Genomic DNA, 14,616 nt, shown 5'->3' with positions numbered 1-14,616 from the left:
TTTAGTTAGTCGCTAGCTCGTGCACAAGGACTTGGACGACTGGCTTTGATTGTAGTTGCCCGCGTATTGTCTTGTTTGCTACTTCGCGTACTTGGCTGCGTAAAGAACTCATATCGGGGTCTTTTGTTGTCCGCCAAAATGCATGCGCATCTAAAACTGCCTTGTGCAAGTCCGCTTTGACTTTCTGCCATGTATCCGAACGCAAGAAGCCCGAGCCATTTGCTTCGATAATTGGACCCGAAAGCAACTCCCTATTTGTGCCGACGACAATGCCGATCGTAACTACGCCTTCAATGCTCAAAACCAGCCTTTCCTTGACGGAGAAGGTTGTGACCTTTTCGCCTTGGTCTCTGTTGTAAAGCACGCCTGTAGCTTCAATGTCGTTTTCGACGCTTGCATTACCATCGTAGATTTCCAAAATCTCGCCGTTTTGCAGAGGGAAAACCGATTCGGGCGGCATTCCCCAGTCAATGGCTAATTGTGCATGTTGCATTATGTGGCGACCTTCGCCCAAAGCCGGTATAAATAACTGAGGTTTGACAATAGAAAGCATAAACTTCAAGTCTTCTTGTGCCGGGTGGGCAGAGACATGCACATTTTGTCTAGTGCCGTGTACTGCATGAATATCACGAGCCAAAAACTGATCCAATACCATAGCCATCTGTCTGGATCTTCCCGGCGTAATATCGGAACTGTAGACAACAGTGTCGCCTGCCTTCAATTTGACATCGTCGTATTTGTCGTAAGCTAAATTATGGAGCGCTTTGAAGGCATCGCCTTCGGGACCGGTGGCTACAATCAAAACTTCATTGTCTTTGAGTTTTTTTAAGTCTTCCAAGCTGGATTCTATTTTGCGGTCATAAGCTAGGTTGCCTGTAATTACCGCGACAACGGCTGTTTGTAATAGCGTGTCACCGTAAAGCACAACTTTACGATTGAGCTTTTGGGCAAGATCAAACAGTATTTGCATTCGGTGCGTGTTAGTTCCCGGAAGCACAACAACCGCACGTCCTTTTGCGTTTGCGATGTGTTTTTCCAAATTGGGTCCCACTATCTTTTCTGATGCGGTATAGCCGGCAGCTTCTACGCCGGACGAATCGCTAATTAGTAAGAGAACTCCCTCATCACCGAGCTTCGCCAACTGATTGAAATCCAGAAGTCTGTTGTCAACCGGGGTCTGATCAAGTTTAAAGCTGGAGGTGTAGATGATATTGCCCTCTGGTGTGCCTATTCGCAGAGCGCAGGCATCGGCAATTGCATCATTCACGCGAATCCACTCAATTTCGAAATTGCCTATCTGATATGGATGATTCATCTCAATTGTTTCGATGGCAGTGTTGTTGGAATTTTTCAGTCCTTGCGAAACAAGGGTTGTGACAAATCGCGGTCCCATAAGTTGAGGAATATTCAAATGGTTAAGAAGATAAGACACGCCACCGGAGTGTTCTTCATGCCCGTTTGTCAGCAGCAATGCTTTTATGCGATCTTGATGCGCTTCCAAAAAATTCGTGTTCGGCAAAAGCAAATCTACGCCAGGCATATCCTCGGCTGGGTACGCGGCACCGGCGTCGACCAGGAGAATCTCTCCGGCATAGCTGATCATCCACAACACTTGACCGAGTTCACTCTGTCCACCAAGTGGCACTATCGATAAGCGGTCATATTTGAGATCTGTGGATGTATTTGTTGCCATCGTTTATATTCGAGAGTCTGGACGGTTTTTGAGAAAGTCAATAAACTCTTTGATTTTCGCTGCGCTCGGATGATTCGGCTTCAATTTCAAAACCTCTTCGTATTCCTTGATAGCAGCAGCATCTTTGTGATTATCTTTGAGTGCATTTGCCAATGCTAAATGAGCTTCTGCGTCTTTTGGTGCATTTTTTACAGCTTGTTGGGCGAGCTTTTCAATTTCGTCTCTGTATTTCTTGTCTTTCTTTTCACGCAATAAACTTGCCAAATGAACTGAAGCATCGGTGTCATTGGGTTTTAGCTTAAGGGCTTCTCGATATTCCTTTTCGGCTTCGGCTGATTTGTTTTCCAGCTTCAGACACAAGCCGAGGTTGGTGTGGAACTGGACACTCTTTGGTGAAAGCTTAATTGCTTGTTTGTAAGCAGCTTCTGCGGCAGGATATTGTTTTGCTTCAAATAGTAAGTTGGCCAAGTTGGCATGACTTATCGCGCGTCCCGGTGCACACTTGATGGATGTTTTGGCTTCGTTAATGGCTTCGTTTAACTTGCCCTGAGCTTTGAGAGCCGCACTTAAGTCGTTGTGATAGTCGACGCTTTTGGAATCAATTGCCAGAGCTTTGCGAAATTCGGCTGCTGCCGCATCGTATTTGCCCTGATTGTAGAGCGAGATACCTCTCTCCGCATGCGCACGCGATTCTTTGGTGGCTGCGTATGACGCGGAGCAAGAGAAAACTGCAAGTAAAGTCAGCGTTACGATTTTCTCGAAGCGAAACAAGTTGTCAGTCCTTTCTTGTTAAAATACCGCCGGCTCGCGATAAGCTCCCCAGACTTCTTTCAATGCCTGTGAAATTTCGCCGACAGTGGCATAGGTCTTCACGGCATCAAGCAAGAGAGGGAATGAGTTTTCCCCAGCCTTTACTCCGTCTTTTAGCTTCTCCAGCGACTGTTGAACCTTTTCATTGTCACGACGAGCGCGCAATTTCTTCAGCCTTTCTGTTTGACGTTGTTCATACTCAAGACCGATTTTGAGAATTTCAATATTCTGTCCTGGCGCTACTTCGGTGAAGCCATTTAGTCCGACAAAGATTCTTTCTTTGCTGTCCAGCTTCTGTTGGAAGTGATAGGCAGCGTCGGCAATTTCTTTCATGAAGAAGCCTTTCTCGATACCGGCCATGACGCCGCCTACTTCTTCAATCTTCTTGAAGTACTCGTTGGCTTGTTTTTCCATTTCGTTGGTCATCCACTCAACATAGTATGAACCTGCAAGTGGATCGACAACGTCGGCAACGCCTGTTTCGTAAGCGAGAATTTGCTGTGTGCGCAAAGCAATGTGCGCAGCTTTCTGCGTCGGGAGACCAAGTACTTCATCCATTGAATTAGTATGCAGTGATTGTGTGCCGCCGAGAACTCCGGCAAGTGCTTCAATTGCTGTACGAATGATGTTGTTTTCCGGCTGTTGCGCGGTCAGACTGCACCCTGCTGTTTGCGTATGAAAGCGTAACTTCAAAGTACGCTCATTGGTTGAGCCGTAATGGTCGCGCATGCGCTTTGCCCAAATGCGACGAGCTGCACGATATTTGGCAATCTCTTCAAAGAAGTCGATGTGTGAGTTGAAGAAGAAGGATAAGCGCGGTACGAAATCATCGAGCTTGAGTCCAGCTTCTAATCCGGCATCGACATAGGCAAATCCATCGGCAAGAGTAAATGCCAATTCTTGTACGGCAGTGGCACCGGCTTCTCTAATGTGATAGCCGGATACGGAAATGAAATTCCATCTCGGTACATTGTTTGTCGTAAATACCATCATGTCCTGAATTAGCTTAAGCGCCGGACGTGGTGGTAACAGATATGTTTTTTGAGCGATGTACTCTTTGAAGATATCGTTCTGCAAAGTACCATCTAATTTCTTCCAGTCAAAACCGCGCTTTTCGGCGTTTGCCAAAAACATGGCAAAAACAATTGAAGCCGGACCATTGATGGTCATTGATGTGGAGACAACATCAAGTGGTAATTCGTTGTAGAGAATTTCGATGTCTTCCAAGCTGTCGACGGCAACGCCGCATACGCCAACTTCACCGTGAGCGCGTGGATGATCGGAGTCGTAACCCATTAATGTCGGCAGATCAAATGCTGTGGACAAGCCTGTTTGACCTTGCGCCAAAAGATATTTAAATCGAGCGTTAGTTTCTTCCGGTCCGCCGAATCCGGCAAATTGACGCATCGTCCACATTTTGCCGCGATACATGTTGTGGTGAATGCCGCGGGTGTATGGAAAAACACCCGGGTCGCTTAAGTCTTTTTTGTAGTCCCAACCTTTTAAATCGTCAGGTGTGTAGTAAGTTTTGAGTGGAATATTGGACAGAGAATACTTAAGGTCCTTTTTAATCGTTCCGGCTGCGCTCTGCTCCGCCTCCACTGGCCGTCCGGCGGTAGACGCTCTCGCTCCGGATTGCTCGGTCGCAATCCTGCGCTCCGCTGTTACTTCGGCATTCGATTTTGAATTGGAAGTTTTACTGCTTATCTTTTCTTGGACCATTTTTAGCTGCTACCTTCGTGTCATTTCCGGGACTAATTCTTGACCCCGGATTGATATGATCATCACTTGTCAGTCTACACTATAGATGGCTGCCCGTGATGAGTTCTGAGAGGGAGATTTAATGACAACATCTACTGCGATGTCCGGCACAGAAATGGTTAAGGCAATCTTGGCCGCTGATAAGCCGATTGAGGTTAGAGCTCCCCGTGGCAACACGCTTGTTTGCAAGGGCTGGATTCAAGAAGCCGCATTGCGTATGCTCTTGAATAACCTTGATCCTGAAGTTGCTGAGCATCCCCAAGAATTGGTTGTATACGGTGGTTCAGGAAAAGCGGCGCGCAACTGGCAGTCATTTAAGGGCATTGTAAAGGCGCTCACAGAGCTGAATTCAGATGAAACACTTTTGGTTCAGTCAGGCAAACCAGTAGGCATTTTAAAGAGCCACAAAGATGCGCCACGCGTTTTAATCGCCAATTCAAATCTCGTTGGTGCCTGGGCAAACTGGGACTACTTCCGAGATCTTGAGCGCAAAGGCTTGATCATGTATGGACAGATGACAGCGGGCTCTTGGATATACATCGGTACGCAAGGAATATTACAGGGAACATACGAGACATTTGCCAGTTTGGCTGACAAGCATTTTGGCGGCAGTCTCAAAGGCAAGCTCGTACTCACAAGTGGATTAGGCGGAATGGGTGGCGCTCAGCCATTGGCTGTCACGATGAACGATGGCGTGGCGCTTTGCATTGAAGTTGATCCGACGCGCATTGAACGGCGCCTGGAAAAGAAATATGTTGATTTAAAAGCCGACAATCTAGATCACGCAATTAAGCTTTGCTTGGAAGCAAAGGTCAATAGAAAGGCTCTTTCGGTTGCTTTACAGGGGAATGCTGCTGAACTTTTGCCTGAACTAGTTAAACGCAAAGTTGCAATTGATGTTGTTACCGATCAAACATCAGCTCATGATCCCCTCAACGGATATATACCTGAAGGATATAGCGTTGAAGATGCAGCCAGATTGCGTAATTCAGATGCTAAGCGTTATATAGAGTTGTCGGTCAAATCAATTTCCAAACATGTGATGGCAATGTTGGATTTCCAAAAACAAAAATGTGTTGTTTTTGACTACGGCAACAATATTCGACAAGTGGCGTTTGACCATGGTGTCAAAGATGCTTTTGCATTTCCGGGATTTGTGCCGGCTTTCATTCGCCCGTTATTTTGCGAAGGCAAAGGACCTTTTCGTTGGGCGGCACTTTCGGGCGAAGCATCAGACATTGAAAGAATTGACGAAGAGATTCTAAAAACTTTTGCAGATAACAAACATCTTTGTCGTTGGATTGAGATGGCCGGCAAGCGGGTGAATTTCCAAGGACTGCCTGCACGCATTTGTTGGCTTGGCTATGGCGATCGCGCGAAGATGGGATTGATTATGAATCGCATGGTGGCAGAAGGTAAATTGAAAGGACCAATAGTGATTGGACGCGATCACCTTGATGCTGGATCAGTTGCTTCACCAAATCGCGAAACTGAATCTATGAAAGATGGTTCGGATGCAATAGCGGATTGGGTATTTCTTAATGCGATGATCAATGCCGTCGGTGGAGCAAGTTGGGTATCTGTTCACCATGGTGGAGGAGTCGGCATCGGCTATTCGCTGCACGCCGGTCAAGTTATTGTGGCCGACGGAACTGACGCTGCAGCTGCGCGTCTTGAGCGTGTTCTGACGACCGATCCGGCAATGGGAGTACTTCGTCACGCTGACGCCGGCTACCAGGAAGCGATAGATTTCGCCAAGCGCGAAGGCGTACGTCTGCCGATGACGGAGTTATAGACCAAAGGACTTGTCAAGAAGTGCTTTAATACCTCTAACTTGAGACGTATTTGATCTAAGAAGCTATTAAATTAACTTTGGACAGTTTCCCGGACTGTGGGTGGCTTATCAAGTTATGATTGTCCCTTGATTTGGGGCAGCTAATTGCCTCGCCGTATGCTCACATTTCCTTTCGAATTGAGAATAGCCTCATGGCGCGGTTGGTTCTAAAATTTGGCGGAACGTCGGTTGCCGATACTGACCTTATGCGTAAGGCGGCAGCCATAGCTGTTCGTGCGGCAAATCAAGGCAACGAAGTTGCTGTGGTTGTTTCAGCTATGGGACACACCACAGATCACCTCATAGGACTTGCCGAAGGTGTCAGTGGAAGTTCCAATTTGCGTGAAATGGATGCTTTGCTGGCTACAGGTGAACAAGCCTCTTGCGCGCTCATGTCGATGGCAATTCAAGCATTGGGTAAATCAGCCAGATCATTTACCGGCATTCAGGCTGGTGTTATCACCGACAACACATTCAGTTCGGCAAAAATTCTCACTGTTAATCCAAGAGCGTTGGAAGAAAGCTTCATTCGAAAAGAAATCCCTGTAGTTGCAGGCTTTCAAGGCGTAACCGAAGCAAACGAAATTACAACTCTTGGACGTGGCGGATCAGATACAACAGCTGTTGCTTTAGCGGCTGCAGTAAAGGCTGATCGTTGCGACATATATACCGATGTCGGTGGAGTCTATACCGCAGATCCAAGAACAAACGCGGAAGCTCGCCGTTATCCATTTGTCAGTTACGACGAGATGATTGAATTGGCTCGTGCAGGCGCGCAGGTATTGGCTTTGCGGTCGGTTGAGCTGGCAAAAGAAAAACAAGTGGTTGTAAGAGTGAGATCAACATTTGAGCCGGAAGATGAAGGCACGCTGGTTGGATCTCTTGTGGCATTTCGTGCTAACGCAGTTGGCGGTGTTGCAGGTACAATAGGGGCAGCTGTTTCCGCACAAAGGTTTTAATCCCAAATGAGCGCACCATCGTTCGAGAATTTTCTCAATAAGTTCAAGCAGAGCACAAAGCAAGCTGCAGATCAGATGGGACGCGCGGCCAAAATAGCCAAATTAAGAATGGATTTGATGACCTTGACAGGCGAGCGGGTGCGCCACTTGCAAACAATCGGCACCAAGACATTTTCGCTCTTTTGCGATACCAGCACTCTTGATGGCGGGGCATTGCTTGATCGTGTGCGTAATGAATTGGTCCAGATTCAACGTATTGATGTTCACATGAAAGAATTGGAAGCTGAGATTGCTGATTTGCAAGCAATGATTCAACACGTGGAAATTAAAGATATAACTGATGAGAATGCAGGAAAAAGCGAGGATGAAAAAGGTGAATAACAAAATTGCAGCAGCTATTGCAGTTTCACTACTGGCTTTTCAGGTATTGCCTGCTTATGCAGATTCAATATCGCCAAGAATTAAAAAGGGTACCAAGCAGTATTCCAGCGAACGTCCTGAGTCTTCATTCTATGGAACAGGTCCTGCTGGTCGTCTGACCGAAGCTTCCAACTTGCGTTTTCTAGCTGAAAAAGAATTGGCTGACAGTAATATTGACGAAGCCTTGCGTGTTGCAGGCAAAGCCGTGCAACTTGATCCAGGCGATCCTGGCTCGCATTTACTTTATGCTCGCGCTCTGACTGCCAAGTTCTACTCCAATGAAGACGAGAAAGTCGATGAGAAGATGCTGGCAAAGTGCTATGACGAATGGATGCTAATCTACCGTCACGATTCTGATCAGGAAGAGCAGCAAGAAGCGCGTGTGCAAGCTAAACGCTTGGCAAAAATTGCTAAGGGACTAGCCAAGAAAAAAGAATTAGAAGAAAAGAACCGCAAAGAAGCTATTGCCGAAGTGCAGAAGCAGGAGAAGAAGTAGCACTTAAGTGCTTCTCTCTCAACTGCCCAATCGAAAAAATTTCCTCTGCGACAAATCCTTGTTCACTGAACTTTGCTCTGAAGGCATTTTCAAAGCCTTTTTGAAATGCTTGTTGCAATGTCATCATATCGATTTCTTTGCCCAAAATATCGAAAAGATTCGCGTGCCGCTCAATAGTTTCGTCTGAAGAATTTTCTTCCGCCAGCAATTGCGGCATTATGGATTGAGGCTGGTTAAGCAATAGGGAGCCATGTTGCAAGACGGCCCATTTGCGTCTTAGCTGCGCGCTGCCAATGAGCTTTTTCCCTTTGTAATGCAGATCGCTGCCTGTTGTGGCTAAGAAGCAATCATGCAAATGTTTGTAGGGAACTGATAATTCACCTGACTCCACCTCCAAGCCAAGATATTTAAGAGCTAGTTCTAAACCTTCACAGATTTGCTTGTAGGCTCCGAGAATACTATTTTGCAAGAACGCATCGTCAAAGATTTGCGATTCGCCGGCGTGCGATGATGTTCCGACAAAAGAATAAGTCAAATCATTCAAGTGCAATACAGCTCGTCCGCCCGTGGGGCGGCGAGCAACATCGACACCTTTGTCTGCAGCGCGTCTTTCAACATATTCGGGTAGCTTTTGGTTGTAGCCGATTGTAATTGCTGCCGGCTTAAAGCCATAGAGGCGTAGAGTCGGCGGCACAAGCCCCTTAAGGTGAGCTTCCAATACGGCTTCATCGATGGCCATATTTGTTATGCCGTCGTGAGTGCTGAATGGTATTAGACGCCAGGCACGTGTCTTGTCCATCACGAACCTACCCTGGCTTTTATAACAGCCGGTACAGCCACCTGCATGTCGCTGTATTTGAACGCTTTGGCAACAATGTCCACGGCTTTCTTGCCTGATGCTTCATCGTCGGCATGCACGGTGGCAATTGATTGACCGCCTTCAATCATGGTGCCGATTTTGCCTTTGAGCACCACTCCGACGGCTAAATTAATGGCATCGTCCTTTTTGGATCTGCCCGCACCCATTATCTTGCAGGCTTCGGCAATTAAGCGTCCATCCAAATGTTCAACCCACTTTTGTCCGCTGCCTGGAACAATTACGTCAAATTGCATTTTTGCCGTCGGCATCAATGAGTAATCGTCGATAACTCTTGCGTCACCGCCTTGAGCGATAATTAGTTCGCGCATTTTATCCAATGCTTTGCCGCTGCTAATTAGATCATCGAGGATTTTCATGCCTTCAAAAACGCCCTGGCATTTTCCAGCGCGAGCGAGAGCAAGTGCACCTAGCGAGAAGGTTAGATCTTTAAATCCGGGTGGACCATTACCTTTAAGAGTTTCTATCGCTTCTATAACTTCCAGCGTGTGGCCAACAGCACGCCCTAACGGTTGTTCCATATCCGTGACACAAGCACTCACTGGTTTGTTTAAGCGCTTACCTACTTCAGCCATCACTTCGGCTAAATTTAAGGCTGCCTCTTGAGTCTCCATAAACGCACCACGGCCGCATTTAACATCGAGAATAATTAAGTTGGCACCAGCGGCAATTTTTTTTGACATGACAGATGCGGCAATTAACGGAATAGACTGCACCGTGCTTGTCACATCGCGCATGGCATAAATTTTCCCGTCAGCAGGAGCCAATTCTGTCGTTTGTCCGGCAATAGCTGCGCCAATGTCTTTAACTTGCTGGATAAATTTACCAACCGGTAAATTAGAATTGAAACCAGGAATTGCTTCAAGCTTGTCTATGGTGCCGCCTGTGTGACCGAGTCCTCGGCCGGACAATTTGGCCATGGGCAGACCAGCTGCAGCCAGAAGTGGTACGAACACCAGAGTCGTCTTATCGCCCACGCCGCCTGTCGAGTGCTTGTCGCCTATCATCGGACCAATTGAAGATAGATCCAAAACTTGACCAGAACGTGCCATGGCGTCTGTCAGCCAGGCAGTCTCATCAAGATTCATGCCCTGCCAGCACACAGCCATAAGCCAGGCGGATAGCTGATAGTCCTTCACAGTGCTGCTCACCGCCGGCGCCATGACGCCGTCGATAATGAAGTTGATTTCTTCTTTTGTGTGGGCTTTGCCGTTTCGTTTAGCGGCAATCAAATCCACCATACGCATGGTTAACAGCTCCTGCGACTGAATGGCTTAAATTGTAGAACGTCTGGATTTATTCACCGTTAGATCTGCTATATCTAATAGATCCCTTGACAAGATCGCTCTGGCTTGGTAAATCCATTTACAGGGGTGTTGAGACCATAGAAGACGTACTAATTGCTTTCCGGTCTCCCCCCGCTTTCGTAGCTTAGTGAACCTGGGTGGCGGGCAACTGCCACCTGGGTCAACTTTTTTTACATTCGTTGTCTGCAAGCCGCTGCCCAGCTTGCGATTGTTCTGAAGCGCTCTGCTTAGCAGTTGTTCAGCCTCTATTGAGCGTTTTTCTGTATTCTTTCCTGTCCGGTCCAGAAACAGATAGGATTAAGCGTGGATACAGTTACAATTCAGTCGTTTTTGCAGGCACCCGCAGCAGGGGTCTCCGTCGAAACATTAAGGCATCCAGCCCGTTTGGGTCATATTTCATTTATTAACAGCTTGCCTGTCCTTGTCCCTGTATTGCGCCGTCTAGTAGATATGCCGGCAGAAATTGTCATCGACGCACCGACCAGCCTCAACCGCCAGTACGCTAGCGGCGATCTTGATTTAGGTGCAATGAGTTCATATCATTATCTGAAAAGCGGCAATTTGTTTTTAGTGCCAAGCATGTCGATTTCGGCTGAAGGTCCAGTCGGCAGCGTCTTGCTATTCAGCAAACAACCACTTGAGCAGTTGCGTGGTGCCACAATTGCCGTGACGGCAACTTCGGCAAGTTCAGTGAATATGTTGAAGGCATTGTTGCTGGATCAACTTTCTTTAAACGCTAACTTTGTTGTTGAGCAAAATCCAAGTTTGGATTCAGTATCTACTGATGCTGTATTGGTAATTGGCGATCATGCGCTTGCTGTAGATGAGCAGTGGTCGAGTTTGTATTACCGAGTTGATTTGGCTGAGTGGTGGCACAAGTGTTATGGTCTGCCTTTTGTATTTGGACTTTGGGCAGCGCGTGCTGAATGGGTGCGCACCAATTTTGGTTTGTTTCAAGAGATTTGTTCGGCACTAGTTGAGGCAAAACGCATTGGTCTGTCGACGGCATTTGCTGATGTTATCGCTGAAGCGAAGAGCAAAAGCGGACTGACAGAAGAAAGACTCAAGAAGTATTTTCTTGAAGAACTGAGTTTTGATTTTACTGAAAGACATATGCAAGGTCTGGCTAAGTACGCAACCTTGTGCCAGAAGTACAATCTCATTTAGTCTTTTGCAGTAGATTTTCCTGTTCGATTTTTAAAACTTTCTGCAGGCGGCGGCGATGTCTTTCGGCGCCGGAAAATTTTGCATCGAGAAAAGCTTTCATAACATCTTTGGCAAGTTCAGAACCTATGACGCGCGCGCCCATACATAGGACGTTGACGTCGTCGTCTTCACGGCATTGACGCGCTGAAAATGTATCGTGGCAAACTCCTGCTCTAATTCCTGGGATTTTATTGGCGGCGACCGACACGCCGACACCGGAGCCGCAAAGCACAATGCCTAATTCTGCGTCGCCATTGATTATTGCTTTGCCGACAGCTTCAGCGAAATCGGGATAGTCGCATGCTTCGTCGCTGTTGGTACCGAGGTCAAGGACTTCAAAGCCTTGCGCTTTTACGAAATCTAGCACCGTTTTTTTTAGTGGAAAACCGCCGTGGTCTGAACCGACTGCCACTCGAATTGCCATTACGATATCTCCTGGAAGGCATATAGAACCATATCACGTTTGTAACCGCTTGGCCTTGTTGATGGACTTCTTTGAAAGGCCGCCTTATACTGGTTTTAAGGTAGACGGACTTATCTTCTAACCGGAGTTCTCCTTGGCTATTTGTCCCAACTGTGGAATGTCTGCGCCGCATGACGGGCCCTGTCCTGGGGCGATGGATACTATCGCCGTGGCGCAACCGACTTTGCAGGGACGATATCAAATAGTCAGCCCGCTTGGTCAAGGTGGCATGGGTACTGTCTACATTGCGCGTGATTTGAGACTTGCATCGCGTCCTTGTGTTGTGAAGAAATTGCGTGATGAGTTTTTTCGCGAGGAAGACAGGCTGAAAGCTCTTTCGATGTTTGAAAGAGAAGCTCATGTGTTAAGTCAGTTGCAGCATCCTAATATTGTCGCGGTGCTTGATTATTTTGAAGAGGACGGCGGCTATTTCCTAGTCATGGAATATGTGGAGGGAAAAGACTTAAGCTCGCTGCTTAAGTTGCGTGGACAGCCATTTTCCGAAGAGCAAGTAATTGAATGGGCTTCGCAAATTTGTGATGTGTTGGATTACTTGCATGGACACGATCCCGCTGTTATCTATCGTGACCTTAAACCAAGCAACATTATGCTGGATGTAAAAGGTCGCATAAAGCTTGTTGATTTTGGTATTGCTCGTCCGTTTGATCCATCAGGCGAGGGCACGCATGTTGTGTCCGCCGGGTATTCTCCGCCGGAACAATATTGGGGTGACGCGCACGTTTATTCCGATACTTATTCGCTTGGTGCCACTATGCATTTTCTTTTGACCAATAGCGATCCAACACCACTGAATGTTTCTATTCCGAAAAATTTCAAGCCGGAAATTTCTGACGGCTTAAGTGCAATAGTTCAGAAAGCGACTCAGCAAAACGCTATGGATCGTTATCAAACGGCAGTTGATTTAAAAGATGACTTGGTACGTTTGCACAAGCCTTCAATTAAGCAATTTCCGGAAGTAAGACCACCAAACCGAATGGTGGAGTTAATTGCTGTTGTGGCAATTCTTGTAGTGACTACTTTGGCATTTTTTGCCTATCAGCAATTGATTCAGTCTATGTTTACCGGCAAAGACAAAAATGCCGACGTTGATGTGTTTCGCCAAACTCGCGATTCGATGCCCATTCAAGCAAGCCAAATAGGTGTTGCGTCGACTAAGCAAAAGTCAGAACTTACACCTAAGCAAAAGAATTTGCTCAATCTTCAGCAGCCGGAATCGAAGAAGCAAGTTGCTCCGTTACAAATTGATGACGAGGCGCATTTGACAGACCCGGACGGTTTGCAGTCGGGCGGTTGGCGTTAGATTAGCTTTCGTTGATGCCAAGATGTTCTGGCATGTTAATATAAGCGGCATCGGGGCGTAGCGCAGCTTGGTAGCGCGTCCGTTTCGGGTGCGGAAGGCCGGAGGTTCAAATCCTCTCGCCCCGACCAAGAACAAACACCAAATGCCGAATGGCGTTTGGTGTTTCTTTATCTCCGGCTAGGATTCTTCGTGCAGAGCTTTCACCATTAACATGCGGGCATAAACGCCATAAGGCACTCGCAATCGGTCCGCTTTTTCAAGCAGCTTGCGCATCATTGCTTCATCAAGACGAAATTCGACTTTTCCTCGCGCGACAATTCTTTCTCTAGCGTCGCTCTTCATCTTGGTTATGCGGGCGTCTAAATCAACTGGTCTGGTTATTTTCTTCCTGTTAAGCTCTTTCATATTCTTCTCTTACTCTTTTGCTTGCTTTGTCTATGTGAAAACAAATTTCACGGTCGTCGCTACATTCGACTAACACTTCCAGTAATTCTGCAGAGTTGTTGAAGCCAACGAAGGCGATAAGCCAACCGAGTTCACCTGGTCCTCGTTCAAATATTTTTGTGAGCGGTCCATATATGACTGTGTCGGCATCACTTTTCTGGTAGCCATGTTTGAATGCACTAAGTGTGAATTCGAGCTTGGAGATCATCGTCTGATTCCTTATTCATCGTAATCCGTCCGCCGTTGGCTGTCAAGGTCGGACAATGTCCGACAACTCTCAACTGCCTACTCCTAATACGGAATTGAAGGCAAAAAGTTCAAAATTCTCTGCAGATTTAATTCACGATTGTCTCAGGCGAATTTCGTTTAAAATGAACGTTGCTCTTACATGGTTTACAAGAAGAAATGCTTTCTTATCTAAAAGGCACAGTCGTAGGCAAGGAAAGCACGGGTGGTCCACATGACAGGCTTGTGCTGGAAGTTGGCGGCATCGGCTTTGACTTGGTTGTCTCCCGCCGCACATTGCTGACAGTTGGTCAGCCGGGAGATGAAGTGATGGTGCATACGGCACTTTCAATTCGCGAAAATGACTGGACTATTTTTGGGTTTGCTCATTCAGATGAACGTCAGATGTTCAATTTGATTCAGACAGTTACTGGTGTCGGTCCGAAGTTGGCTCTGGCGCTTATTGGTACTTTCGGACCGCAAGAGCTTGCTGAAGCAATTATGGCGTCCGATCACAAACTCATAAGTCAGGCTCCGGGTGTTGGCGCGAAATTAGCGCAGCGCCTAATTCTTGAATTGAAGAGTAAGGTAGAAAACTGGCAAGAGCAGCGTGGAGTGAATTCAACAGAAGGTCCGGCACGTTCATCGTCACATGATGAAGTACGCGAGATTTTGAATGGACTTGGTTATACGCCAACAGAAGTTAGCATGGCTCTCAAGTCGGCGACTGACGGCGGCAATGAAGATGTTGAATCATTGGTGCGTGTAAGTTTGAAATTCCTTGGCTCGGCTCGTTAGAG

At 47.0% G+C, this 14,616-nt stretch carries 15 protein-coding genes and 1 tRNA gene; 8 read left to right on the top strand and 8 right to left on the bottom strand.

The window, feature by feature from the left end; genetic code table 11:
- Window position 1: 1 nt before the first annotated feature.
- The 3 genes from K2Y22_16310 to K2Y22_16300 are packed head-to-tail and all read right to left on the bottom strand — an operon-like array spanning window position 2 to window position 4,225.
- Entirely contained in the window at window positions 2–1,693 is a 1,692-nt protein-coding gene (locus K2Y22_16310) for a ribonuclease J (GenBank protein MBX9880022.1), read from the bottom strand.
- Window positions 1,694–1,696: 3 nt separating this feature from the next.
- The gene (locus K2Y22_16305) at window positions 1,697–2,464 is read right to left on the bottom strand and encodes a tetratricopeptide repeat protein (protein MBX9880021.1); all 768 of its coding nucleotides are present in this window, start codon (window positions 2,462–2,464) and stop codon (window positions 1,697–1,699) included.
- An 18-nt stretch (window positions 2,465–2,482) separates the two neighbouring features.
- Window positions 2,483–4,225 (bottom strand): methylmalonyl-CoA mutase, encoded by a 1,743-nt coding sequence (locus K2Y22_16300; protein ID MBX9880020.1) that lies wholly within the window; start codon window positions 4,223–4,225, stop codon window positions 2,483–2,485.
- A gap of 121 nt (window positions 4,226–4,346) precedes the next feature.
- On the opposite strand from K2Y22_16300, the gene hutU reads away from it, so the two are divergent.
- The 4 genes from hutU to K2Y22_16280 all read left to right on the top strand — a co-directional run bounded on the left by hutU (window position 4,347) and on the right by K2Y22_16280 (window position 7,973).
- Window positions 4,347–6,059 carry a urocanate hydratase gene (gene hutU / locus K2Y22_16295; protein MBX9880019.1) on the top strand — a complete coding sequence of 571 codons (1,713 nt, stop codon included), beginning with the start codon at window positions 4,347–4,349 and terminating at the stop codon, window positions 6,057–6,059.
- Window positions 6,060–6,250: 191 nt separating this feature from the next.
- On the top strand, window positions 6,251–7,057 hold the full coding sequence (locus K2Y22_16290) for an aspartate kinase (GenBank protein MBX9880018.1): 807 nt from the start codon (window positions 6,251–6,253) through the stop codon (window positions 7,055–7,057).
- Between the two features lie 6 nt (window positions 7,058–7,063).
- The gene (locus K2Y22_16285) at window positions 7,064–7,438 is read left to right on the top strand and encodes a hypothetical protein (protein ID MBX9880017.1); all 375 of its coding nucleotides are present in this window, start codon (window positions 7,064–7,066) and stop codon (window positions 7,436–7,438) included.
- Window positions 7,422–7,973 carry a hypothetical protein gene (locus K2Y22_16280; protein MBX9880016.1) on the top strand — a complete coding sequence of 184 codons (552 nt, stop codon included), beginning with the start codon at window positions 7,422–7,424 and terminating at the stop codon, window positions 7,971–7,973. The genes K2Y22_16285 and K2Y22_16280 overlap by 17 nt, the downstream gene beginning before the upstream one ends.
- Here K2Y22_16280 and K2Y22_16275 read toward each other — a convergent pair.
- Window positions 7,939–8,772, bottom strand: coding sequence for a lipoate--protein ligase family protein (locus K2Y22_16275; protein ID MBX9880015.1), 834 nt, complete (start codon window positions 8,770–8,772; stop codon window positions 7,939–7,941). The two genes, K2Y22_16280 and K2Y22_16275, sit on opposite strands and share 35 nt — an antisense overlap.
- The gene (locus tag K2Y22_16270; protein MBX9880014.1) at window positions 8,772–10,097 is read right to left on the bottom strand and encodes a thymidine phosphorylase; all 1,326 of its coding nucleotides are present in this window, start codon (window positions 10,095–10,097) and stop codon (window positions 8,772–8,774) included. Before K2Y22_16270 ends, K2Y22_16275 begins: the two co-directional genes overlap by 1 nt.
- A 363-nt stretch (window positions 10,098–10,460) precedes the next feature.
- On the opposite strand from K2Y22_16270, the gene K2Y22_16265 reads away from it, so the two are divergent.
- The gene (locus tag K2Y22_16265; protein ID MBX9880013.1) at window positions 10,461–11,324 is read left to right on the top strand and encodes a menaquinone biosynthesis protein; all 864 of its coding nucleotides are present in this window, start codon (window positions 10,461–10,463) and stop codon (window positions 11,322–11,324) included.
- On the opposite strand, the gene rpiB is transcribed toward K2Y22_16265, so the two are convergent.
- Window positions 11,317–11,787, bottom strand: a complete 471-nt coding sequence (gene rpiB, locus K2Y22_16260) for a ribose 5-phosphate isomerase B (protein MBX9880012.1) — start codon at window positions 11,785–11,787, stop codon at window positions 11,317–11,319. The genes K2Y22_16265 and rpiB overlap by 8 nt on opposite strands.
- Before the next feature lie 208 nt (window positions 11,788–11,995).
- Between rpiB and K2Y22_16255 the strand changes: the two genes are divergently transcribed.
- Window positions 11,996–13,147 carry a serine/threonine protein kinase gene (locus K2Y22_16255; protein MBX9880011.1) on the top strand — a complete coding sequence of 384 codons (1,152 nt, stop codon included), beginning with the start codon at window positions 11,996–11,998 and terminating at the stop codon, window positions 13,145–13,147.
- Between the two features lie 51 nt (window positions 13,148–13,198).
- Window positions 13,199–13,275 (top strand) — tRNA-Pro (locus tag K2Y22_16250).
- 49 nt (window positions 13,276–13,324) lie between these two features.
- On the opposite strand, the gene K2Y22_16245 is transcribed toward K2Y22_16250, so the two are convergent.
- On the bottom strand, window positions 13,325–13,552 hold the full coding sequence (locus tag K2Y22_16245; GenBank protein ID MBX9880010.1) for a hypothetical protein: 228 nt from the start codon (window positions 13,550–13,552) through the stop codon (window positions 13,325–13,327).
- Window positions 13,539–13,799, bottom strand: coding sequence for a hypothetical protein (locus K2Y22_16240; GenBank protein ID MBX9880009.1), 261 nt, complete (start codon window positions 13,797–13,799; stop codon window positions 13,539–13,541). Before K2Y22_16240 ends, K2Y22_16245 begins: the two co-directional genes overlap by 14 nt.
- A gap of 197 nt (window positions 13,800–13,996) precedes the next feature.
- Here K2Y22_16240 and ruvA point away from each other — a divergent pair, with 197 nt between their 5' ends.
- Window positions 13,997–14,614 carry a Holliday junction branch migration protein RuvA gene (gene ruvA / locus K2Y22_16235; GenBank protein ID MBX9880008.1) on the top strand — a complete coding sequence of 206 codons (618 nt, stop codon included), beginning with the start codon at window positions 13,997–13,999 and terminating at the stop codon, window positions 14,612–14,614.
- The last annotated feature ends 2 nt before the right edge of the window (window positions 14,615–14,616 follow it).

The organism is Candidatus Obscuribacterales bacterium (assembly GCA_019744775.1).
Classification (GTDB): Bacteria; Cyanobacteriota; Vampirovibrionia; order Obscuribacterales; family Obscuribacteraceae; genus SBAT01.
Note: the sequence above shows the minus strand (reverse complement) of the source record. Positions and strands in the feature narration are given on the sequence as shown.